23 protein-coding genes are annotated in these 22,194 nt (G+C 70.2%); 15 read left to right on the top strand and 8 right to left on the bottom strand.

Annotation, left to right across the window (positions count from 1 at the left end):
* Together ACFHWU_RS22295 and ACFHWU_RS22300 are read left to right on the top strand one after the other, a co-directional pair.
* A partial coding sequence (locus ACFHWU_RS22295; RefSeq protein ID WP_416591467.1) for an IS66 family transposase occupies nt 1–671 on the top strand: 671 nt, incomplete at its 5' end.
* Between the two features lie 236 nt (nt 672–907).
* Nucleotides 908–2,065, top strand: coding sequence for a glycosyltransferase 87 family protein (locus ACFHWU_RS22300; protein WP_416591468.1), 1,158 nt, complete (start codon nt 908–910; stop codon nt 2,063–2,065).
* 28 nt (nt 2,066–2,093) lie between these two features.
* Here ACFHWU_RS22300 and ACFHWU_RS22305 read toward each other — a convergent pair whose 3' ends face one another.
* The gene (locus ACFHWU_RS22305) at nt 2,094–3,419 is read right to left on the bottom strand and encodes an Hsp70 family protein (protein ID WP_416591469.1); all 1,326 of its coding nucleotides are present in this window, start codon (nt 3,417–3,419) and stop codon (nt 2,094–2,096) included.
* Between ACFHWU_RS22305 and ACFHWU_RS22310 the strand changes: the two genes are divergently transcribed.
* Both ACFHWU_RS22310 and ACFHWU_RS22315 read left to right on the top strand, forming a co-directional pair.
* The gene (locus ACFHWU_RS22310; protein WP_416591470.1) at nt 3,403–4,338 is read left to right on the top strand and encodes a glycerophosphodiester phosphodiesterase; all 936 of its coding nucleotides are present in this window, start codon (nt 3,403–3,405) and stop codon (nt 4,336–4,338) included. The genes ACFHWU_RS22305 and ACFHWU_RS22310 overlap by 17 nt on opposite strands.
* Nucleotides 4,339–4,356: 18 nt before the next feature.
* Nucleotides 4,357–5,787, top strand: coding sequence for an MFS transporter (locus ACFHWU_RS22315; RefSeq protein ID WP_416591471.1), 1,431 nt, complete (start codon nt 4,357–4,359; stop codon nt 5,785–5,787).
* A gap of 32 nt (nt 5,788–5,819) precedes the next feature.
* Here ACFHWU_RS22315 and ACFHWU_RS22320 read toward each other — a convergent pair whose 3' ends face one another.
* Both ACFHWU_RS22320 and ACFHWU_RS22325 read right to left on the bottom strand, forming a co-directional pair.
* Nucleotides 5,820–6,644, bottom strand: coding sequence for a poly-gamma-glutamate hydrolase family protein (locus tag ACFHWU_RS22320; RefSeq protein WP_416591472.1), 825 nt, complete (start codon nt 6,642–6,644; stop codon nt 5,820–5,822).
* 274 nt (nt 6,645–6,918) lie between these two features.
* Nucleotides 6,919–7,308, bottom strand: a complete 390-nt coding sequence (locus tag ACFHWU_RS22325) for a DUF1304 domain-containing protein (protein WP_416591473.1) — start codon at nt 7,306–7,308, stop codon at nt 6,919–6,921.
* Between the two features lie 200 nt (nt 7,309–7,508).
* Here ACFHWU_RS22325 and ACFHWU_RS22330 point away from each other — a divergent pair, with 200 nt between their 5' ends.
* Nucleotides 7,509–8,345: a PP2C family protein-serine/threonine phosphatase gene (locus ACFHWU_RS22330; protein WP_416591474.1), complete on the top strand. Its 837-nt coding sequence runs from the start codon at nt 7,509–7,511 to the stop codon at nt 8,343–8,345.
* On the top strand, nt 8,342–9,646 hold the full coding sequence (locus ACFHWU_RS22335; protein WP_416591475.1) for a pentapeptide repeat-containing protein: 1,305 nt from the start codon (nt 8,342–8,344) through the stop codon (nt 9,644–9,646). Before ACFHWU_RS22330 ends, ACFHWU_RS22335 begins: the two co-directional genes overlap by 4 nt.
* Before the next feature lie 40 nt (nt 9,647–9,686).
* On the opposite strand, the gene ACFHWU_RS22340 is transcribed toward ACFHWU_RS22335, so the two are convergent.
* Nucleotides 9,687–9,968, bottom strand: coding sequence for a flavin reductase (locus ACFHWU_RS22340; protein ID WP_416555948.1), 282 nt, complete (start codon nt 9,966–9,968; stop codon nt 9,687–9,689).
* Nucleotides 9,969–10,196: 228 nt separating this feature from the next.
* On the opposite strand from ACFHWU_RS22340, the gene ACFHWU_RS22345 reads away from it, so the two are divergent.
* Nucleotides 10,197–11,084: a helix-turn-helix domain-containing protein gene (locus ACFHWU_RS22345; RefSeq protein ID WP_416591476.1), complete on the top strand. Its 888-nt coding sequence runs from the start codon at nt 10,197–10,199 to the stop codon at nt 11,082–11,084.
* Nucleotides 11,074–11,256, top strand: coding sequence for a DUF397 domain-containing protein (locus tag ACFHWU_RS22350; RefSeq protein WP_278169122.1), 183 nt, complete (start codon nt 11,074–11,076; stop codon nt 11,254–11,256). The genes ACFHWU_RS22345 and ACFHWU_RS22350 overlap by 11 nt, the downstream gene beginning before the upstream one ends.
* On the opposite strand, the gene ACFHWU_RS22355 is transcribed toward ACFHWU_RS22350, so the two are convergent.
* Complete coding sequence (locus ACFHWU_RS22355) at nt 11,198–12,166, bottom strand: XRE family transcriptional regulator (protein ID WP_416591477.1); 969 nt, start codon at nt 12,164–12,166, stop codon at nt 11,198–11,200. The two genes, ACFHWU_RS22350 and ACFHWU_RS22355, sit on opposite strands and share 59 nt — an antisense overlap.
* A gap of 385 nt (nt 12,167–12,551) precedes the next feature.
* On the opposite strand from ACFHWU_RS22355, the gene ACFHWU_RS22360 reads away from it, so the two are divergent.
* The gene (locus tag ACFHWU_RS22360) at nt 12,552–13,691 is read left to right on the top strand and encodes an adenosylhomocysteinase (RefSeq protein ID WP_416591478.1); all 1,140 of its coding nucleotides are present in this window, start codon (nt 12,552–12,554) and stop codon (nt 13,689–13,691) included.
* Entirely contained in the window at nt 13,688–14,233 is a 546-nt protein-coding gene (locus ACFHWU_RS22365) for an NUDIX hydrolase (protein ID WP_416591479.1), read from the top strand. Before ACFHWU_RS22360 ends, ACFHWU_RS22365 begins: the two co-directional genes overlap by 4 nt.
* Before the next feature lie 74 nt (nt 14,234–14,307).
* Here the strand turns inward: ACFHWU_RS22365 and ACFHWU_RS22370 are convergent, their stop codons facing one another.
* Nucleotides 14,308–15,531: a macrolide family glycosyltransferase gene (locus ACFHWU_RS22370; RefSeq protein WP_416555955.1), complete on the bottom strand. Its 1,224-nt coding sequence runs from the start codon at nt 15,529–15,531 to the stop codon at nt 14,308–14,310.
* 108 nt (nt 15,532–15,639) lie between these two features.
* Here ACFHWU_RS22370 and ACFHWU_RS22375 point away from each other — a divergent pair, with 108 nt between their 5' ends.
* Genes ACFHWU_RS22375 through ACFHWU_RS22385 form a run of 3 tightly spaced genes read left to right on the top strand, consistent with a single transcriptional unit; the run spans nt 15,640 to nt 18,181 of the window.
* Complete coding sequence (locus tag ACFHWU_RS22375; protein WP_416555956.1) at nt 15,640–16,254, top strand: TetR/AcrR family transcriptional regulator; 615 nt, start codon at nt 15,640–15,642, stop codon at nt 16,252–16,254.
* Entirely contained in the window at nt 16,251–17,240 is a 990-nt protein-coding gene (gene pip / locus ACFHWU_RS22380; RefSeq protein ID WP_416591480.1) for a prolyl aminopeptidase, read from the top strand. Before ACFHWU_RS22375 ends, pip begins: the two co-directional genes overlap by 4 nt.
* Nucleotides 17,237–18,181, top strand: a complete 945-nt coding sequence (locus ACFHWU_RS22385) for an aminoglycoside phosphotransferase family protein (RefSeq protein ID WP_416591481.1) — start codon at nt 17,237–17,239, stop codon at nt 18,179–18,181. The genes pip and ACFHWU_RS22385 overlap by 4 nt, the downstream gene beginning before the upstream one ends.
* A 56-nt stretch (nt 18,182–18,237) precedes the next feature.
* Here the strand turns inward: ACFHWU_RS22385 and lepB are convergent, their stop codons facing one another.
* Together lepB and ACFHWU_RS22395 are read right to left on the bottom strand one after the other, a co-directional pair.
* Nucleotides 18,238–18,978: a signal peptidase I gene (gene lepB / locus ACFHWU_RS22390; protein WP_416591482.1), complete on the bottom strand. Its 741-nt coding sequence runs from the start codon at nt 18,976–18,978 to the stop codon at nt 18,238–18,240.
* A 2-nt stretch (nt 18,979–18,980) separates the two neighbouring features.
* Nucleotides 18,981–19,340, bottom strand: coding sequence for a PadR family transcriptional regulator (locus ACFHWU_RS22395; protein ID WP_416555961.1), 360 nt, complete (start codon nt 19,338–19,340; stop codon nt 18,981–18,983).
* Between the two features lie 422 nt (nt 19,341–19,762).
* On the opposite strand from ACFHWU_RS22395, the gene ACFHWU_RS22400 reads away from it, so the two are divergent.
* Nucleotides 19,763–20,929 (top strand): glycosyltransferase, encoded by a 1,167-nt coding sequence (locus tag ACFHWU_RS22400; protein ID WP_416591483.1) that lies wholly within the window; start codon nt 19,763–19,765, stop codon nt 20,927–20,929.
* Complete coding sequence (locus ACFHWU_RS22405; RefSeq protein WP_416591484.1) at nt 20,926–22,191, top strand: aromatic ring-hydroxylating oxygenase subunit alpha; 1,266 nt, start codon at nt 20,926–20,928, stop codon at nt 22,189–22,191. Before ACFHWU_RS22400 ends, ACFHWU_RS22405 begins: the two co-directional genes overlap by 4 nt.
* The last annotated feature ends 3 nt before the right edge of the window (nt 22,192–22,194 follow it).

A 22,194-nucleotide genomic window follows, 5' to 3' on the forward strand; every position in this document is an offset into this window, starting at 1 on the left:
GCCTCGCCTGGCTGCACTCCGCCTCCACACCCACCGACGTGCTCCTCACCGCGCACCGCCGACGCGGCACCGCCGCAATGGACGACGCCGGCGTGCCACCCGGATACACCGGCGTCGCCGTGCACGACGCGTGGGCCCCGTACGACACCTACACCGACGCGGTCCACGCCCTGTGCAACGCCCACGTGCTGCGCGAACTGGTCTACGTGGTCGACACCGCCACCGGACAGGTCGCCGACCTCGCCGGCCAGGCCATCGACGCCCTGCGGCACCTGAACCGCCTGACGGTCACGGCCCGCGCCGACGGCGGTGAACCCGACCCGGCCGACCTCGCCGAACAGACCCACCTGCTGCGCTCGGCCGTCGTGCTCGGCGCCGAGGCCACCGCCACCCGCACCGACAAGCTGCACCGCAAGTACCACGCCCTGTTCGTGCGACTACGGGACCGACACACCGACTACCTCCGCTTCGTCACCGACCCGGCCGAGCGGACCATCCGCATGCCGAAACTCCGGATCAAGGTCTCCGGCAGTATGCGCACCATGACCGGAGCCGAACACTTCGCCGCGATCCGCAGCTACACCGCCACCGCCACCCGACACGGCATCAACATGCTCGACGCACTCACCCGAGCCGCCGCCGGCAACCCCTGGATCCCCACAACCGCCTGACCCACCTCGCGCGCTTGCGGTGTTCCAAGGTCCCACGCACCTATCCAGTCACGGCCATTTAACGTCCTCGGGCTTCACCTGGATGGGGCCGGGTCGGCCGTGTGGCGATACAGCTACGCTGCTAGTCTAGTCTCGACTCGAAGATCGGGATTGCTACATTCGGGGGCAGAGTGCGGAGTCGACTAGCGCGTAAGGGCACCACTACGCGACGCAACGTTGTGGTGATTACGGCTTGGATGTCCGTAATTGCTGCTGCTGCCGGCCAAGTGGCTGGTGCGTTTCTCCGACTACCAGGCGAGCGCCTTACCGACCTCAACGTATACTGGGGTGCCGTTCGCCTCATGTTGCACGGTGGAGAACTATATGAGTTTTCCGGCCACAACGAGGCTCCGTTCACATATCCGCCGTTTGCGGGACTGCTGTTCGTCACAATTGCCATCTTCCCGGAAGCCGTCATCCAGGTCCTGTGGACGGCCGCCACGCTGACCGCTGTCGTCTTCGCCGGGTGTCTGCTTCGTAATGCAGTTGCCGGCCGCATCGCCATACTGCCAGCCTTGCCGATCGTTTGCCTCCTGCTATTTCTGTCCGCACCAGTGTCCAGCAACATCCGTTTCGGTCAGATCAGCTTCGTCCTGGGCGTTCTGGTTCTGATTGACTGCCTGGATATCGTCCCGATAAGATACCGAGGAGTCGCGACCGGTGTCGCCTCGGCCATCAAGCTTACACCCGCGATTTTCATCGCCTACTGGTGTGTTTCTGGCCAATGGCGGAAGGCGGTTACCGCATGTGTCGCCTTTCTGACGTCGACCGCCTTGGCCTGGTTGATCCTGCCCGCCGAGTCGATTCGTTTCTGGTTTACCGAGATTTGGAGTGTCGACCGGATTGGGAATATCGTTTCCATCGGAAATCAGTCGCTCAACGCGGTGTTGTTGAGATTCGACGTAGCTGACGATGCTCGTACCCTGGTGGTTGGCGGACTTGGCCTCCTGGTAGTCGGCCTAGCCTTCTACCGTGCGGTACGCGCATCCCGGCGGGGATGGAACCTGGCAGCTGCGGTGATTGTCGGCGCGGCGGGTCTCGTTATTTCCCCGGTGTCGTGGACGCACCATCAGATCTGGTTGGTGTTTGCGGCACTGTGCGCGGTGTCAGTCAATCGGAAATACAACGCCGCATGGTCGATGTTGGTAGCCTTCATGATGATTGCCCCGGTCACCTCGGTCGGCGGTGATTTGCTCGGCGACGCAGTTGTCGGCAATCTCCGTTTCGGGTTGGCTGTCGCTGTCGCCTGTTTCGTTCCGCTGCAGGACGCGCGACGCACCACAGGCACCGGGGAGCGGACCGCACCGCGGCAGCCGGGCGCGGTCACCGCCGTGCTAGACCGGACCACACCGTGACCTCATGTGGTCCCGGACCCTGCCCTGATCAGGTGAGCAGCAGCATGACCATGACGACGACGGCGATGCCGACCATGGTGGCCAGTGCGGCTACCAGGACCGGGCCGTGTTCGTCGTACCAGGGGCGGCCCGGCGCCGGGTGCGGTGACACCGGCACCGGTGCCATGAACGGCGCCGGGGCGGCCGGCGAGGTCGGCCCGGCCGCGGGTGTCCCGGCGATACGCGGCGGCGCGGCGGCGGCACGCGGCAACCCCGCCACCGCCGGTGGACGCGGGCTGGGCAGGCCGGTGCGGGCGGCGGCGCCGACCCGTAACGCGCCGTCGGCGACGACGGTCTCCGGCTGCTCCAGAGTGGTCGGTGCCACCCCCAGTTCGGTGTGGATCAGCTGCGCGGCGAGCGGGATCCGGCTGGAACCGCCGACCAGGAACACGCCGACCAGGTCGGCCGGGGTAAGACCGGCGGCGGCGACCGTCTGCGCCAGGCACGTCACGGTACGGGCCAGATGGTCGCGGATCAGCGACTCCAGTTCGTCGCGGGTGACGTGGGCGGCGATGTCCAGCGCCGGCAGGTGCACGTCAGCGCTGACCGTACGGGACAGCATCTCCTTCGCGCCGCGGACGTCGTCGTAGAGCAGGGCGCGGGCCCGCCGCGACCCGGTGTCGGCCGGGGCGACCAGACCGTTCCACACGGTCGTGCGGCTGGGTGAGTAGACGCCGCCGAGATGTTCGACCAGCGCCTGGTCGAAGTCGAGTCCGCCGAGTTCGGTCAGGCCCTGCTCGGCGAGCACGTCGAACCCGGTGGCGGTACGCCGGACCACGGCGGCGTCGAAGGTGCCGCCGCCCAGGTCGTAGACGGCCAACGCCCGGCCGGGCGGTAGCGCCGCGCCCAGCGCCGACGTGTAGTAGGAGGCGGCTGCGACCGGTTCGGCGATCAGCGTCGGCCGGGGCAGCCCGGCGGCGTGCGCGGCCTGGACGAGGACCATCCGGCGCCGCTCCCCCCACCGCACCGGATGGGTCAGCCGGACCTCGTCGACGCCGCCGAGTTGGCGGCGGGCCTCGGCGGCGACGTGGCGCAGCAGGGCGGCGACCAGCTGCGGCACCGCAACGTCGGCGTCGCCGAGCAGCACCGTGCCGTCGTCGACGTGGCGTTTCGGGTTGGGTTCGAACCCGGACGGGTCGATGCGGGCGCGGCGGTGCGCGTCCGCGCCGACGTGCAGCCGCCCGTCGGCGTCGCGGTACACCGCCGACGGCAGCAGCGGGGTGCCGTCGAACAGCAGCGGCCGGACCCGGCCGTCGCCGCCGCGTACCACCGCCACCGTGTTCGAGGTGCCGAAGTCGATGCCGAGTGCCCGCATGGGGGCACCCTACTGCCGGCGGCGCGGCGGCCCGCACCGGTCACCGGCCGGTGACCGGTCGGCGTCGCGCAACCTGCCGTACGCCCGCAGGTTGCCGGCGGCGGGCATACTGCGCTGCGTGTCGCACCGGTTCGCGTACCTGGACTCGCCCGCTCCGATCGCGTTCGCGCACCGGGGCGGCGCGGCCCGCGGTGACGAGAACACCGCCGAGGCGTTCGGCCGCGCCGTCGGGCTCGGCTACCGGTACGTGGAGACCGACGTGCACGGCACCGCCGATCAGGTGGCGGTGGTGTTCCACGATCCGACGCTGGACCGGGTGACCGGCGACAGGGGCAGCATCGCGCGGCTGCGCTGGGCGGACCTGGCCACGGTGCGGGTCGGTGGGGCGTCGGTGGTGCCGCGGCTCGACGACGTGCTCGACAGCTGGCCGCAGGTGCGGTTCAACGTCGACGTGAAGGCCGACGGCGGGGTGGAGCCGACATTGGCGGCGGTCGACCGGTGCGCCGCCGCCGACCGGGTGCTGCTGGCGTCGTTCTCCGACCGGCGGCTGCACCGGCTGCGGACGTCGACCGGCGGCCGGGTCGCGACGTCGCTGGGCATGCGGGCGATGACCCGGCTGCGGGTCGGGTCGTTGACCGGCCGGCGACTGCGGCTGCCGCCGTCGGTGGTGGCCGCGCAGGTGCCGGTGCGGTTCAACCGGGTGCGGGTGGTCGACGCCCGGTTCGTGGCGTACTGCCACCGGCTGGGGTTGCAGGTGCATGTCTGGACGATCGACGAACCCGCCCAGATGCACGAGTTACTGGACCTCGGGGTGGATGGCATCATGACCGATCACGTCGAGGTGTTGCGTGACGTGTACCTCGCCCGTGGCCACTGGCCGCCCGACCGGCGGGTCGACGTGGACCACGCCGCCCGCTGACCGACAGTGAAGGATCCGATGGCCGACCCCACCGAGCCACCCAGCGTGCCGCCCACCGGGCCCGCGCCCGTGCCGCCGCCGTCGGCGCCGCCCGGTGCCGCGCCGTCGAGCACTCGGCGGGAACGCACCGGCTGGTACTTCTACGACTGGGCGATGTCGGCGTTCTCCACCACCGTCATCACCGTGTTCCTGGGGCCGTTCCTGACCACGGTCACCAAACAGGCCGCCGGCTGCGCGATCGACGCCGACTCCTGTGTGGCGTACGTGTACCCGCTCGGTATCAAGGTGGCCGCCGGGTCGTACTTCCCGTACCTGGTGTCGCTGTCGGTGGCGTTGACGGTGCTGGTGCTGCCGGTGATGGGCGCGTTGGCCGACCGGTCGATGCACAAGAAGCGGCTGCTGGCGGTGTCGGCGTTCGTCGGCGCCGGGGCGACCGTCGCGATGGTGTTCGTCACCGGGGACCGCTACCTGCTCGGCGGTGGGCTGTTCGTCCTGGCCAACATCGCGTTCGGCGCCAGCGTGGTGGTGTACAACTCGTTCCTGCCGCAGCTGGGCGGCCCCGACGACCGGGACCGGATCTCCAGCCGGGGCTGGGCGCTCGGCTACCTCGGTGGTGGGCTGCTGCTGGCCGTCAACCTGGTGGTGGTGCAGTCGTTCAGCGTCGACGGTGACGCGCAGCGCACCCTGGACCTGGCCCGCTGGTCGATCGTGTCGGCCGGGGTGTGGTGGGCGGTGTTCACCCTGGTGCCGCTGGCGTGGCTGCGGGAGCATCCGGCGGTCGATGCCCGGCCGGGCGGTAACGTGCTCACCGACGGGTTCAAACAGTTGGGCCGTACGGTGCGCGGGCTGAAGGCGTACCCGTTGACGTTGTTCTTCCTGCTGGCGTTCCTGGTCTACAACGACGGCATCCAGACGGTGATCGCGTTGGCCAGCCAGTACGGCACCGAGGAGCTGCGGCTGGGCCAGTCGACGCTGATCGTGACGATCCTGCTGGTGCAGTTCCTGGCGTTCGGCGGGGCGCTGGCGCTCGGGGCGGTCGCGCAGCGCATCGGCGCGTGGAAGACGGTGCTGGGCAGCCTGGTGCTGTGGACCGGGGTGATCGTGGCGGCGTTCCGGCTGCCGGCCGAGGCGCCGGCGCAGTTCATGGCGCTCGGCGCGGCGATCGGGCTGGTGCTCGGCGGCTCCCAGGCGTTGAGCCGGTCACTGTTCAGCCAGCTCATCCCGGCCGGCAAGGAAGGCGAGTACTACGGCTTCTACGAGATCAGCGACAAGGGCACCAGCTGGTTGGGGCCGTTGGCGTTCGGGCTGGTGTTCCAGCTGACGAACTCGTACCGGGTCGGTCTGGTCTCGTTGTTGATCTTCTTTGTGGTCGGGTTCGTTCTGCTGCTGGCGGTGCCGATGCGCCGGGCGATCGTCGCCGCCGGCAACACCCCGCCCCGGGTACTGTGACCCGGGTGCGAGGCGGGGTGTCGCGGTAAGCGTCACAGGATCGGCTGCGTCGCTTCGATCTGCGTGATGGCGGTGCGGGTGGCCGCCACGAAGTCCCAGAACAGCGTGTTGGTGGTGTGCTTGCGCTGGGAGCGGGTGTTGGTGCCGAACATCGCCGCCCGCAGCGGGGTGGTCAGCTCCAGCTGGGCGCCCGTGCCGAGCAGCGTCCGGTTGACGATGTTGTCGGTCGACGTGCCGGCGATCGCCGGGATGCCGGTGGCGTCGAACGCGGTGATCCCGGCCGTGGTGTAGGCGGAGATCAGCTCGGCGCGCAACGCGGCGTTGCGTCCGCCGACGGCGACGGCCTGCGCGCCCGACGGCAGCCCGGCGGTGCCCGGGGTGCAGCCGTGCAGGGTGACGACGTTCAGCGCGCCGGCCGCCACCGACAACGCCGGGACGTCGTCGCAGTGGCTGGCGGTGACGTGCAGTTCGGCGTTGCCGGACGAGCGGATGCCTTCGAACATCCAGTAGTCGTACGTCGGGCCGGCCGGTGGGGTCGCCGCCAGATTCGCCGGATGGTAGCCGGCGATCGCCAGGCACAGCTCCGACGTGCCGCCTTCGATGCCGCCGCCGTGCGGGGCGATGATCGCGGTACGCGGAAACGGCGTCGCGGTGGCGTCGGAGTTGTCGAGCAGCGGATGCCGGCGGTAGCGGCGGGCGTAGTCGACCCCTTCGGCCAGGTTCGGGTCCGAGTACAGGTCGGTGTTCGAGGTGTAGATGTCGGCGGCGGCCGCCGGGGTAGCCGGCAGCGTCGCCAGGGGTCCGGCGACCGCCGCGGTGGCGAGCAGGCCGAGGACCGTCCTTCTGCTGGTGTTCACGAGGTGTCTCCTCAGATGTGGTTGCGGTTCGCCCTCCGGTGTCGGGCGAGGCACACCGTGTCACGACCGCCGGCAGCGCCGCGAACCATTTGCCGACCGGGTTTCCGTCCGCGCATGCCCTGTCCGGCTGAAAAATGCAGCGGTACGGCGCCATTTGCGCAGAAGAATCGTCGGATCAGCGACCCATCCGGTGTTCGTGATCCGACATCGACGGCAGGCCACCGGTCACCGACTGGCCTGCCGTACGGAGTGGTTCAGACGGTGAGCCGGCCCGTCAGCCGGCGAGCCCGACCGCCAGGGCGACCACACCCAGCAGTGGCGGCAACCCCTGGATGAGCGCGGCGCGTGCCATCGCGGGCCGCGAGATCAGCAGCACCGCGCCGGCCGCCACCATCGTGCCGGCGCCGGTGAACACCAGGGTCGCGCCGATGGCGGTCGCCCCGGCCGCGACCACGACGATGCCGGCGACGACCGCGACCGCCAGGAACAGGTTGTAGAAGCCCTGGTTGAACGCCAACGTCCGGGTGGTCAGGGCGTCCTGCTCGCTGCGGATGCCGAACACCGCGCGGGTACGCGGCGCGGTCCACACCACCGATTCGAGGTAGAAGATGTAGCCGTGGATCAGCGCCGCCGCACCGGCGAGGACCAGACCTGCGACAACCACGGTGTCCCCGCTCCCACGAGTCGTGTACCGACCGGACGCAATCTATCGGACATGCCGACGGCCGGCACACCCGCCGCCGCTGCGAGACCGTCGCCGGGCTGATCGGGCACCTGATCACCGCTACCCGGCCGAAAGGCGACCATCTGCGGCTGGTCGGCCGGTCCCGGTCGGCGACCGTCGCCGGGGAACTGCTGTCGCAGGTGCTGCCGCCGCTGACCGCCGCCACGCAGCGGATCACCGTCAGCGCCGTCCTCGAACCCTGCTACGACGTCGGCGGCGACGGCTTCGACTACGCCATCGACGGCGACGGCGACCACGCCTTTCTGGCGGTCTTCGACGCGGTTGGGCACAGCCTGAAAGCCGGCCTGGCCTGCACGACGGTGATCGCCGCCGTCCGGTCGGCCCGCCGCTGCGGGCACGACCTGGTCACCCAGGGCCGCACCGCCGACGCGGCCCTGACCGACCAGTTCACCGACGCCCGGTTCGTCACCGCTTTCCTCGCCGACCTGGACCTGGAGACCGGTCTGCTGCGCTACGTCAACGCCGGGCACCCGAGGCCGCTGCTGCTGCGCGGCGGCAAAATGGTCCGCGAGCTGCGTGCCGGCCGCCGGCTACCGCTGGGCATCCCCGCCACCGCCGCCCGCGTCGGCGAGGAGATCCTCGAACCCGGCGACCAGCTGCTGCTGTTCACCGACGGCGTGCCGGAGGCGGGGGTGCGCGCCGGTGACCGTTCGGTCTGCCTCGCCTGGTCGACTTCGCCAAACGGCAGGCCGCGACTGGGCTGCCGGCCCCCGAGGCGGTACGGCGACTGGCCCGCGCCGCCGCCGAGCACCGGGGCGGCGCACCCGACGACGACGCCACTCTGCTGCTGGCCGAGTGGTCCCGCACCGCCGCCGTCCGCGTCCTGCCCACCCCGCTGTGACACCTCCGCCGTAGGGCATCCGACACCGCGCCGGTCCGCTCCTCCTGGCGGTACGGCTCTACTGTGGTGGGCCGACGGCGAATGGTTTCCAGCGGGCGGCGGGACACACAGGTGATCAAGCATTGGAAAGCGGCGACGCCGGCCGCAGCGGGTGCGGCGGCCCTGCTCGCCGCCGCCGTCGCGCTGCTGCCGGGGCGGGCGTGGCCGATGCTGGGTCGGCTGATCCTCGGCCACTGGCTGGAACTGCTGCTCGCCGCAGTCGGGGTGGCCGGTCTGGCCGTCGGTGGTGTGCTGTGGCGGCGGTCGCTGCCGGCGGTCGAATCGTCGGCGGCACCCGTACCGCCGCAGCGGCCACTGCGGCCGCTGCCGACCTGGATCCTCCCGGTCGGCGCGCTGGTCGTCGCCGGCATCACCTGGGCGGCGGTGTTGGCGCTGCAGGCCACCGTCCCGGCCGGTGTCGGGACGCCGCTGGAGCGGGCGCAGCTGAGGGTGGAGACGATCCGCACCGGCCTGTCGGTCGGCGCGGGTGTCGGTGCCGCCGCCGCGCTGCTGCTGGCGTTACGCCGCCAGCAGGTCACCGAACGGACCCAGCAGGCCACCGAGTATGACGCGGGCGAGAAACGGGTCACCGAACTGTATGTCAAGGCCGCCGACCAGCTCGGCTCCGACAAGGCGCCGGTACGCCTGGCCGGCCTGTACGCCCTGGAACGCCTAGCTCAGGACAACCTGGTGCACCGCCAGAGCATCGTCGAGGTCATCTGCGCCTACCTGCGCATGCCGTACACCCCACCAGCCGAGAAGCAGACGCCGAAACCGGACCAGCCGACGCAGCCTGACCCCCGTGAGGAACGCCAGGTACGGCTGGCCGCGCAGCGCATCCTCGCCCGCCACCTGCGGCCGACGACGCCGGACGGTGCACCGAGCCCGACCTACTGGAACGGCGTAACCCTCGACCTGACCGAAGCCACCCTCCTCGACGTCGACTTCACCGACTGCTACCTGAGCGACGCGCGGTTCGACGGGGCGACGTTCATCGGCGACGCGCGGTTCGACGGGGCGACGTTCATCGGCGACGCCGGATTCATCGAGGCGACGCTCACCGGCACTGCCCGGTTCATCGGGGCGACCTTCACCAGCGACGCCTGGTTCGTTGGGGCGACCTTCACCGGCACGGCCTGGTTCGTTGGGGCGACCTTCACCAGCGACGCCGGATTCGATTGGGCGACCTTCACCGGCACCGCCAGGTTCGCCGGGGCGACGTTCGATACAGGGCCGACTTTCGATGAGGTAGGGGTTGGGGGCGGTGATCGTGTTGGTGATCTGTGGCCGTCTCAATGGGGCGTCGATCCGGACACGCGGCGGCTGGTGCGCGTACCGGTGGAGGAGAAGCCAGAAGGGGAGGCGGAGCCGGAGTGACGGGCGGTGCTGTCACTCCGGCGGGGTGCCGCGACAGTGGTCAGTGCCTACCGAGACTCGCTGACAGCCGAGCCATGGCCTCGGTCTCGGCGATCTGGTCGGGCCAGCGGAGGAACCGGCGGTACAGGTCGGGCGGGCTGAGCTGCTCGGCGTCGCATTCCAGCAGGTCGTCGATCGCCTCGTACATGAGGGTGGCGAGGTAGACGCACATCCCGATCCGGTCGTCCAACCAGTCCGCGGTGATTTCGATCTTCGCGGTTTCGCACGGCCATTCTGTACCGCACTCGCGACAGTTCCAGTCGGGCCGACTGGCGATGTGCATCAGCGTTCTCCGTCCGCGTAGGCGTTGTGCCGTCGCGCGAACCGCGTCACGCGGTCGCGTGTGGACCTCAGATTCATCTGTCAACCCTTCTCACAACTCATTTCCCATGATCACTGAACTCTTCCTTCACATCATGCTTATTCGCCAACTGGCTCAGCGCAATCTCGCACCGGTAGGTTCGGACCCAACATCCACCCACCATTACGTGACACGAGAGGACGGGGTTTCGTGGACGACACCGGCAGCACGGTTCCACGCAGGCAACTGGGTCGATATCTGAGAGAGTTTCGCGAAGACGCTCATGTCACGGTCGCCGCAGCGGCCAAGGCACTCGAATGGTCGCCGCCGCGCATCTGGCGCTACGAGGGCGGCCAGGTGCCGATCCACCCGAACGACGCCGAGGCGATGTGCCGGCTCTACGGCGCACCCGCAGAAACGATCAAGACGATGCGCGACCTGGCCCGCGAGACCAAGTCACGCGGCTGGTACCACAGCTACGACCACGCCATCAAAGAATGGTTCAAGCTGTACGTCGGCCTCGAAGCCGCCGCCTCAACGATCCGCAAGTACGAGCCGAACGTCATCCCCGGCCTGCTCCAGTCCCTGGAGTACATGACCGAGATCATCAGCATCGACACCCCGGGTCTCAGCCCGGCCGACCTACAGGCGAAGGTCGAGGTCCGGTCCAAGCGACAGAAGCTCTTCGCCCGCGTCGTCCCGCAGGCCCCCGACCTCGACGTGGTGATCGGCGAGCCGGCGCTGCGCCGCCCGCTCAAGGATCGCGCCGCGATGGCCCGCCAACTGCGTCACCTCGCTGCCGTCGCCACCCAACGCCACAACGTCACCGTCCGAGTCCTCCCGCTCGCCGCCGGGCTCGCCCGCTGGACAAGCACAGGATCCTTCTCCATCCTTACCTTCCCCAAGGTCAGCGTCCGCCCGCCCGAGCCGACCACCGTCTACTCCGACGGCCCCTGCGGTGCCGTCTACCTCGACAAATCCACCGAGATCGAGACCTACGAGGGCATCTGGTCCTCGCTCAAGCAACAGTGTCTGACGCCGCTAGAATCGACCGAGTTCATCACCCGGATCGCCAAGGAGTACGACGATGAAGGCTGACGGCGTTTGGCGTAAGTCGACCCGGTCTGGTGGCGAAGGCGACTGTGTCGAGGTGGCCGGCCACCCGTACCGCGTCGCAGTCCGCGACAGCAAGGACCAGACCGGCCCGGTCCTCACCTTCGACGCCGCCGCCTGGCAGCACTTCGTCGACACGGTGAAGACCCCACACTGACCCGCACCACCCCCGGACAACGACGGAGCCCTGGTCCCCCGGCTGTCACGCAGCGGCGGACCAGGGCTCCGCGCCGCTCAGATCGGCCCGCGAGCGCGTCAGCCGAAGGTGGAGGCGAGCAGCCGTGCGGCCAGGCGGTGGCCAGAGCTTCGTGCAGTTCGACTGCAGCGGGCAGGGTAGGCCAGCGGTGGGTCAGGATGCGGTCAAGGGTGTGCAGCTCAGCGGAGATGCGGGCCGAGCCGGTGTCGCGGTGCAGGTGCGCCCGTGTTGCCGCGATCTGCCGTTCCAGGATGGCCACCGCGATCTCGGCCTGCCCACACGCCCGGTAACCGGAGGCGGACTGTTCCTCCAGGGTGGCCAGGTTGTAATGGTGCAGGTAGACCGGTGCATCCTCGTTGACGTCGTCGGGGTGCTCGCGTAGGAGCTCGGCGGCCAAGCCGAGGCGGTCTTGGAAGGTGTCGGCGTCGCGGCACAGCGCCCAGCCGCGGGCCTCCTGCTGCGCGGCCAAAGCGTGCAGCTTGGGGCTGACCGGGCCGGGTACCTTGCGCGCGGCGGCAGCCAGGTCCACGACGCCCACCGGGTCGGCGTCGGCCAGCGCGATGTTGGACTTGCGGATGAGCATGTAGGCGACCATCTGGTAGTCGCCGACGGCTTGAGCCCATTCGCTGGCCCGGTGCGACCACCACATCGCAGCGGCGGTGTCGCCAGCGTCCTGGTGCAGCCAGCCGGCGAACTCGGCGTACTGCGCGAGCAGCCGCAGCGTCGGTTCGGTGGTGCCGGGGCGGGTGTGGCGGCGCAGCTCGTCGAGGACCTGGATCTGCGCCAGGACCGGGCCGAGCAACTGGCGAGGGCCGAGCATCTTATCGGCGGTGAAGTGCTGCTCCAGCAAGGTGTGGAAGTAGTCGAGCACCTGGGGTCGACCCGGCGGGGCGAACGCAGCACCTTCGACACCCGCTCGGCGGCGTCGACGTCGGCAGGCACGACCGCGCGCAGCGCGCCGCCGGCAAGAAGCTTGCCGAGGTCGCGTCGGGACAGGCTCACTCGTACGGTCCTTCCGTCCGGTGTCTGCAGCTGCAAGGTCACGCTATCGCCATCGTCGACGTGTAGCCCACCGGTCGGCAGGGTCAACCGGCGTCCATCGCCACCACCATCGGGTGCCAAGCGGATTTGTCACTGCCGATGTTGCCGCAACACTACGGGCGTTCACAACCCGGGAGCCCGCTGGTGATGCTGCGTATTAAACCGCCGCCGCGACGGTCTCGCCGTGCTCGCCTGTCTGTTGAGGAGTCCCTGCCGTGGAGACCTTTGAGACCGCCCGCCTGGACCGCTACTTCCGCGCTGTCACCGCCACTGGTTGCTCGGGGGGTGCCGACACCCGCTCGCTGGTGATCACGCATCTGCTGGCGGACCGGCCGCCGTTCATCCGCGCGGTCGACCGGATCACGCCGGTGGCTGGGGTGCTGCCCAAACCCAAGAGCGTGCACCGCGCCGCAGCTCGTGCGGTGGGCCTGGCCTACTCGGTCGACGAGCTGTCCCGAGACCGGTTCGCCGACCCGGATGCCGCGTGCGCCTACCTGGAACAGCGCGCCGCCGGCCGGGCGGTGGTGCTGCTCGACGTGGGCGGCTACTTCGCCCCGGTGCTGGCCGAGCTGTGCGACCGGTTCTCCGGTCGGATCCTTGGCGTGGTAGAGGACACCGAGAACGGCCATCGCCGCTACCTCGAACTGGGCAAGCCGCCGTGTGCGGTCTACTCGGTGGCACGCAGCCCGCTCAAGCAGCCCGAGGATCACCTGGTCGGCCAGTCCATCGTGTTCTCCACCGAGGCGCTGATGCGCTCACGGGGAGACATTCTCCCCGGTCGGGCCGCGACCGTGGTCGGCTTCGGTAAGCTTGGCTCCAGCATCGCCCGCACCCTGCACGCCAAGGGCGTGCGGGTCACCGTTTACGACGCCGACCCGGTGCGCGCCACGCAAGCCCTAGCGCAAGGCTTCCATGTCGCGGCCAGCCGCCCGGCGGCGCTGGCGACGGCGGGTATGGTCATGTGCGCCACCGGCAACCTGGCGCTGCGCGGCGAGGACTTCACCGGCTTGGCCAACGGCGCCTACCTGGCCTCGGTCACCTCCAGCGAGGACGAACTCGAACTCGACACCCTGACCGGGGTGTACGAGCAAAGCGTGGTTGCCGAGCATGTCACCCGCTACACCACCGTCGGGCACTACTTCTACCTTCTCGCCAGCGGGAACGCGGTCAACTTCCTGCATGGCGCCTCGGTCGGAGCGTTCATCTTCCTGGTACAGGCCGAGATCCTGGCCGCTGCCGCTCGGTGCGCCAGCGGCGAGGTCGAGCCTGGCTACCATGAGGTGCCCGAGGCCGACCGGCAGCGCATCGCCGAGATCTGGCTGGCCCACTTCAACCCTCCGGGGGCACACCGATGATCGACGCCGACCACATCGCCGCGACCGTCACCGTCTATCTGGCCCGCCACCCCAACGAGGCCGACCGGCTCGCCGCGCTGACCGCCGCCCTGCGCGGGCCCTGCGACCTGACCTCCCGCGCAACGTTCACCGGGCACGTCACCTGCTCGGCGCTCGTCCTCGACGCGGACCGGCGGGTGCTGCACATCCGCCACAACGCGCTCAACACCTGGCTGCGCCCCGGCGGGCACCTCGAACCCGATGACACCACCCTGGTCGGGGCCGCGCTGCGCGAGGTCGCCGAGGAAACCGGCATCAGCACCACGGCGCTGACTCTGCTCGACGAGACGCCGATAGACATCGACGTCCACCCGATCCCGGCCAACCCGGCCAAGGGCGAACCCGACCACCAGCACTTCGACCTGCGCTACGCCTTCACCACCACCGCCCGGGACGTGACGCTGCAGGCCGAGGAGGTTCACGACTACGCGTGGCTGCCTGCCACCGAGATCACCCCCGCCGTTCTGGCCGAGCGGATCGCCGCAGTCGCCGCGCCGGCGTAAGCGGAATCTTCTGGGTCGCCAGGGGCGGACACCCACCAAGGCACCTGCAGCGCGGCGACGTACCGTCGACCCGTTCATCCGCCGATCGTCGAACGCTGCCCGGCGTGGCTGCGTGCCGTACCGGCGATTTCGGCCTCGATCAGGTCGGCGGCCCGGTCGGCGCCGCCTGCCGACCGGGCCTGCCGCTTCAGGTCGGCGCTGCGGGCCACCACGGCGGGGTCTGTGGTGAGGGCGAGCAGCGTCCCACGTAGCTCGGCGGCGGTGACGGTGGCCGAGTCGACGACCCGGGCGACACCCAGGCTGGCCAGCTGCTCGGCGTTGGCGAACTGGTCGGCCGCCTGCGGTACGGCGATCATCGGGGTCCCGCAGTAGAGGCCCTCGCTGCTGCCGCCCATGCCGGCGTGGGTGACGAAGGCGTCCGCCTGCTCCAGTACGGCGAGTTGCGGCACCCACGGGTGGACCTCGACGCTGTCCGGGACGGGACCCAGCTCGGCGGGGTCGACGTGGCTGCCGATCTGCAGGACGGTGTGCCAGCCGGGCAGGTCGCCGAATGCGGCGACGCACCGGCGGTAGAACTCGGCCTGCCGAGTGAAGGCGGAGCCGAGGGAGATCAGCAGCACGTTGTCGACGCCGACCGGGCGGACCCAGGTCCCCTGGTCGGAGCGGTCGCCGAGGACCGGGCCGACGAAGCTGTAGACGGACCGGTCCACCCGGTCGGCGTTCGGCTGGAGCGCCTCCGGCGGCAGCACGAGGCTGCGCGTCGGCCGACCTTGGAACGCCATGCTGTCGGTGACCGACGAACCCTCCGAGGCCAGCCACTGCTCGAACCGCCGGTAGTAGTCGGCGCCGCGCGGATCGGCCCGCATCGCCTCGACGACCGACGCCATCTCCTGCTCGTAGCCGTCCCAGGCCACGAACGTCGACGACAGCTGGACGGCCGGGATGCCCCACTGCTCGCCGAGCAGCCGGGCCGGTGCGCCGGCGATGTCGTAGAGGAACAGGTCCGGCCGGTCGTCGGCGTAGGCGGCCCGCAGCTGCGGTGCCATGGCGATGGCGTCGTCGAGGAAGAGCGTGAGCTGCTCGATCGGGTCGTCGGTCCCGGCGCCACCGTCGCTGGGCAGCGTCGTTTCGTACGGTTTCAGCTCGGCGCCGGTGTGCTCGATGACTTCGGCGAAGGCGGGGTCGTTGGCGTAGGTGACCCGGTGACCGCGTTGCACGAGGGTCCGGATGATCTCCAGGCTCGGGTTGACGTGGCCGTGGAACGGGATGCTGACCATGGCGATGTGCGGCTGCGGCACGGGGACCTCCGGAAACTTGGAGACGAGACGTTTCGTCTCGCCAACAGCGAAGCACGCCACCGCAGGCGCGTCAAGACGAGACGTACCGTCTCGCAGTAGGCTGTCGCGGTGACCCCACAGCCCGCCCGGCGCAGCGAGCAGTCCCGCCGCGCGATCCTCGCCGCCGCCCTGGCGCTGCTGACCGAGCAGGGCTACGCCGCCGTCACCATCGAGGCCATCGCCGCCCGCGCCGGGGTCGGCAAGCAGACCATCTACCGCTGGTGGCGCGGCAAGGGCGCGGTCATCCTGGACGCGCTCACCGACAACCTGCCGGACGCCCTCGCCCTGCCCGACACCGGCGACCTGCAGGCCGACCTGCGTCAGGTGCTCCGGGCCACCGTTGCCGAGTTCGCCGATCCACGGCTGTCCGCCACCACCCGCGCCATCACCATCGAGACACTCACCGACGAAGAGTTGGCCGACCAGGCGCGCGACCGGCTGCTCCGCCCCCAACTGGACATGGTCCGCGCCCGCCTGGCAGCCGCCCGCGACGCCGGCCAGGTCCGCCCCGACGCTCCCCTGGACCAGGTCGTGGAGCTGCTGTTCGGTCCGCTCTACCACCGTTGGCTGTTGCGCAACGGCCCCCTGACCGACGACTACGCCGACAGCATCGTCGACCTGGTCGTCGCCGCCATCAACCCCGCCATCAACCCCGCCGGAAACCCGATGAGGAGTACGCCATGATCGAGCCGTACGACACCGGAATGCTCGATGTCGGGGACGGCCACCAGGTCTACTGGGAGGTCTGCGGCAACCCCGACGGCGTACCCGTCGTCATGTTGCACGGCGGGCCGGGCAGCGGATGCACGCCCCGGCACCGCCGGTCGCTCGACCCCGAGCGGTTCCGGGTCGTCCTGCTCGACCAGCGCAACTGTGGACGCAGCACCCCGTCGGCAGCCGACCCGGCCACCGACCTGAGCACCAACACCACCGGCCACCTCGTCGCCGACATCGAACGGCTGCGCGCGCACCTCTGCATCGACCGCTGGGTCGTGTACGGCGGCTCCTGGGGCGCGACGCTGGCCCTGGCGTACGCGACGAACCACCCCGACCGGGTACGCGGCATGATCCTCGTCGCGGTCACCATGACCCGCCGGTCCGAGGTCGACTGGCTGTACCGGGGTGCCGGCCGGTTCTTCCCCGAAGCGTGGCAGCGGTTCATCGCCCACGCCGGCCTGCCCGGCTACCGGCTGCCGACCGACAGCGAGCCGCCGATCGAACCGGTGCTGCTGCGCTACGGCCAGCTGCTCGCCGGCCCGGACCCGGCGGTACGCCAGCGGGCCGCCGACGAGTGGTGCGCCTGGGAGGACGCGCTGATCTCCGAGGAGCACAACGGCAACCCGGGCGCGTACTCCGACCGGGAGCTGCGGCAGCGGCTCACCATGACCCGGATCTGCGCGCACTACTTCGGCAACGGCGCGTTCCTCGCCGACGGCGAGATCCTGCGCAACGTGCCGAAGCTCGCCGGGATCCCGGGGGTGCTGATCCACGGGCGTACCGACGTCAGTGGGCCGGCGATCACCCCGTGGGAGATCGCGCAGGTCTGGCCTGACGCGCGGCTGCACGTCATCGGCGACGCCGGACACACCGGCACCGCCACGATGCGGCGCGTCCTGGCCGACGCCGCCGACACCATGGCCCAGCAGACCGGGGGCGGTACGGTTCGGTGAGTGACGTTCCCGACCTCGGTCCCCCGCCCCAACGCGTCACCGTCGGAGCGGACCAGGTGCGTCGGCTCGTCGCCAACCAGTTCCCGCACCTGGCGAACCTGCCGGTGAAGCCGGTGGCCAATGGCGGTTGGGACAACTGGACCTTCCACCTCGGCTCGGAAATGCTGGTCCGTCTACCCAGCGCCGCCGAGTACGCCCTGGCCGTCGACAAGGAACATCAGTGGCTCCCGGCCCTCGCCGCCCGGCTGCCGCTGCCCGTCCCCACACCGGTGGCGAAAGGCGAGCCTGCTGCGGGCTATCCCTACCCGTGGTCGATCTACCGGTGGCTCGACGGTGATCCGGCGAGGGCGGAACACATTGCCGACCCGGTCCGATTCGCGACCGACCTGGCCGAGTTCCTGGCAGCCTTGCAGGGCGTCGACGCCGCTGACTGCCCGCAGCCGGGTCTCCACAACTGGTTCCGGGGCGGCACCCTACGCACGTACGACCAGGAGGTTGAGCACGCGCTCGCCGAGTTGGGCGACCACGTTGACGCCGAACTGGTGCGCGAGGTCTGGGCGGCGGCGATCGACGCCCGCTGGGACGGTGTCGACCGTTGGTTCCACGGAGACATCGCCCCGGGGAACCTCCTCCTTGCTGACGGACAGTTGGCGGCCGTCATCGACTTCGGGACCTGCGGCGTCGGTGACCCGGCCTGTGACCTGGCGATTGCCTGGACCTTGCTGACCAGCGACAGCCGGCAGGCGTTCCGCGCGCGGCTGGCGGTGGATGACGCGACGTGGGCACGCGGACGAGGCTGGGCACTCTGGAAAACCCTCGCCAGCTGCTCCAATGCCTCGGCGGATCCCGAGAAGGCAGAAGAACTCGCGAACGCGCACCGTATCCTCGCCGGAATCTGCTCCGAACTCACGGCCAACGTTGTCACCGAGACTCGCCCGTGACGGCGGCCGACGCCTGGCCCCGGCGCTCTCGCCCAGCCGACCAGTGGCGCAGGTCCTCAGTTCGGTAGCCGGGCCACCATCCGGCCGGTGATGTCGTCGAGGCGCCACGGTCCATCGTGCCGCGAATCAAATGCGCCGTCTCGGTGGTCGCCGAGCAGGAACACCTGGCCGGCGGGCACGGTCACCGGCGTGCATTCGGTGTAGGTGCCGGCCGGCAGGTACGGCTCGTCCAGCGCGGCACCGTTGCGGTACACCAGGCCGTCGAGGCAGGTCAGCTCGTCGCCGGGTAGGCCGATCACCCGCATGGTCCAGGCCCGGTCGACCGGGCCGAGCACGACGACGTCGCCGACGTCCACGCCGGTGACCCGGTACGCCACCCGGTCGACCAGCATCCGCTGCCCTGCGTCGATCGTCGGCGACATCGACCACGACGGTACGTACACGACGGTCAGCACCCACTGCTGTGCCACGGCGGCGAGCAACGCCACGACGAGTACGCCGGCCGTGGCCCGCCGTACCCAGGTGGCCGTGACCCAGCTCGCGGCCGTGACCACCCACCGGCCGGCACCGGTGGACCGCTCCCGCAGTGACACCCACACGCCGCCGGCCGCCCAGCGTACCGCTTCCGCGTCCGTGGTGACCTCGTCGAACTCGGCGAGGACGGCTTCGCCCCACGGTCCGCCCCGGTCGCCGCCGCGGCGTACCGCCCAGCGCAGAACCGCCCGCGCGGCTCGCCGGACGGGGTTGTGGCCGGCGGCCGTCGGTGTCAGCGGCGGGGCCGGCTTGGAGCTGGGCATCGTCAAGCCTCCTGGATGGTCGGCCGGGGCGCGGGCGCGGTGTGGCCGGTGGCGCGGCGGCGGGACTGGGCGTTGGCGGCTTCGTTGTGCTGGGCTTCAGCCAGCCGGGTCCGGGCGAGAGCGGCCCCGTCGGTGGTGAGCCGGTACACGTGCCGGGGTGGCCGGCCAGGGCTGGCCGGTTCCCGCCACTGTGCCTCCAGCAGGCGCTGCTCGGTCAGGCGCATCAGGATCGGATAGAGCGACCCGCTGGCCAGGCCGGTTTCCTTGCTGAGCTGGTAGCCGTAGCGCCAGTCGTCGGGCGCGGCCAGGAAGCAGGCGAAGATCCGCAGTGTCTGCTGCGAGCTGTTCGGTCGACGTGGCATGACCAAAACTCTACATATAAAGACTATGCCGGTCCAGTCCGTCCCGCCTGAGCCTGCGGTGGGCCCTGCTGTCGGTCGATCGCCGGCCGGCAGCACGCCTGAGGCACCGAACGGCTCGATCACTATCGATGAATATAAATTGATTTTGCCCGACGCCAGGTGCACCTCCCGCCGGCCGTCCAGTCAGGATGCGGACCTCGGCCAGGCGGAGAGCCGCGCGGCGGGCCGACGGCCGCAGGGCATTGACATCGATGACACATCCCGGCAGGCTTTTGCGAACCCCCTCGGGACGGGCGGCGGACCCGGTTGTTTCGAGGCTGTTCCGAGTAGCGTCAGTCGATTTGCACCCCTCAGCGATGGTGGTGGATGCGTACAGATTCTGATTCGGCCTGGCCGTCTTCTCTCGATAGATCGGAGATCTGATGCGTGTCGCCCTGCTCACCACCACTCAACACGGCCACCTGAACCCGTACATTCCGGTGGTCAACGCGCTTCAGGTAGCCGGCTGTGACGTCGCGCTGCTGCTGTTGTCGGCCGACGGCGGCGTGCTCGACGAGCAGCGCGGCCAGGCCCTGGGCAAGGCGGAGGTGCACACGATCGGGCAGGTCGAGATGGCACCGTGGAGCGACGAACCGGCGAAGATCGGCCCGATGCTGCAGTCGTCGCCGGTCGCCGAGCAGACAGCCGACGTACTGCGCGCGACGGCACCGGATTTCGTACTCGTCGATTCGCTGCCGGTCACCGCGTCGGCGATGGTCGGCGCACATGCGTCCGGCGTGCCGTACGGGATGATATGGGCCAATCTGGGTGGCGTGTGCCCCGCTGTCCATCGACGCGGTCGCTGGCTGTACGACGAACAGGTCGGCAACTATCTGACCAGGCACGGGGTGATGTGGTCGATGCGTACCCATTCGGCGCGTTCGCCGATTCTCAATCTGATGCCGACGATCCCCGCCCTGGTCGGCGACGACGCGGTCACCGACGACGGGGTGCAGTTGGTCGGGCTGCCCGGTGCGGCGGGAGTCCGCGGCGACGAGGTCTCCTTTCCGGGTCTGGACCGGATCGACCCTGACCGTCCACTGGTGTACGTCTCCTTCGGCACGATCTTCTACCGGCGGCCGGACCTGCTGCGTACGGTGATCACCGGGGCGGCGGCGACCGGGGCGCAGGTGATCGCGTCGGTCGGCGACCTCACCGGGGAGCTGGCGCTGCCCGACGACGTGCTCACCGCCCCGTACCTGCCGCAACGTGCGGTCCTCGAACGCGCCGACGTGTTCATCACCCACGGCGGCTACAACTCGGTCGCCGAGTCGATCAGGGCGCAGACCCCGATGCTGGTGATCCCGCTGGCCGTCGACCAGCCCATCCAGGCGTCCTTCGTGGGCAGCGCCGGCTTCGGAACAGCGCTGGAACCGGCCGAGGTCACCCGGCAGACGGTCGCCGACGCCGTCACCGATCTGCTCGACCCCGCCCGGGACTACCGGGCCCGGCTGCGGGCCGCGCAGCCGCAGTGCGGCGACTCCGCCGCGCGTACCGCCGACCTGGTGGTCGACACCGTCGGAACGCTGCAGGGCAAGGACGAACGGTGACGATCGAACTGCAACGGCCGGTGGGCGCCCCGATCGTGGTCGACGACCCCGACCGTCACTCGTTCCGGGTGGATCGCCGCGCCTACACCGACGACGACCTGGCCGCACAGGAGATGACCAGGATCTTCGACCGCTGCTGGCTGTACGTCGGGCACGAGTCGGAGATACCCGCGCCGGACTCCTATGTGGCGCGTGACGTCGGCGGACGGCCGGTGGTGCTGGCGCGCGGCTCCGACGGGGTGCTCCGGGTTTTCGCGAACAGCTGCCCGCACCGTGGGGCGCTGGTCTGTTCGCAGCCGGCCGGGCAGGCCCGGTCCTTCCGCTGCCCGTACCACGACTGGACGTTCTCCAACCAGGGCGACCTGGTCGGCGTGCCGATCCCGGACGGGTACGGGCCCGGTTTCCGCAAGGCGGACTTCGGCCTGGCGCGGCACCGCAGCGACAGCTACCGGGGTTTCGTGTTCGTCACCTTCGACCCGGAGCAGCCGCGCACCCTGACCGAGTACCTGGCGGGTGCCACGGAGTACCTCGACCTGATCGACGACCAGTCGGAGGTCGGGATGGAGGTGATCCAGGGTGCGCAGCTGCACGGCGCCCGGGCCAACTGGAAGCTGATGATGGAGAACAGCGTCGACATCTACCACTTCCGCGCCCTGCACAAGCGGTACGTCAGCTACATGGAGTCGCTGGGGTCGGTGCCACCGCGACGCCGGGGCGGCTTCGGTCGCGCCCTCGGGCTGGGGCACGGCGCCAACGAGCTGCCACCGGCGGCGGCCCGCCCGCTCGCCTACTGGACGCCGATGTTCGGCGCCGCGCTGCGGCCCCGGATCGAGGCGACGGCCGCCCGGTTCGTCGAACGGTTCGGTGCGCAACGCGCCGAACGGATCACCGGCACCAACCGCGCGGTGCTGATCTTCCCCAACCTGATGATCATCGACGCGATCGCGATCACCATCCGCAAGATCGACCCGGTCGGCGCGGACCAGATGGCGATCACCTCGGTCGCCCTGGCCCCCCGAGACGAGGACCCCGACATCCGGGAACTGCGCAAGAGCCACTACCTGACGTTCCTCGGCCCCGCCGGCTTCGCCACCCCCGACGACATCGAGATCATCGAGTCGTGCCAGCGGGGATACCTCAACCGCGCGGTCCGCTACTCGGACCTGTCGCGCGGCATGAACAAGGCGGTCCCGGAGACCACCGACGAGCTTCCCGCCCGCGAGTTCTGGCGGCAGTGGGACCGGCTGATGCAAGGGGCGTGACGA

It is taken from the genome of Micromonospora sp. LOL_015, assembly GCF_048060275.1.
Classification (GTDB): Bacteria; Actinomycetota; Actinomycetes; order Mycobacteriales; family Micromonosporaceae; genus Micromonospora_E.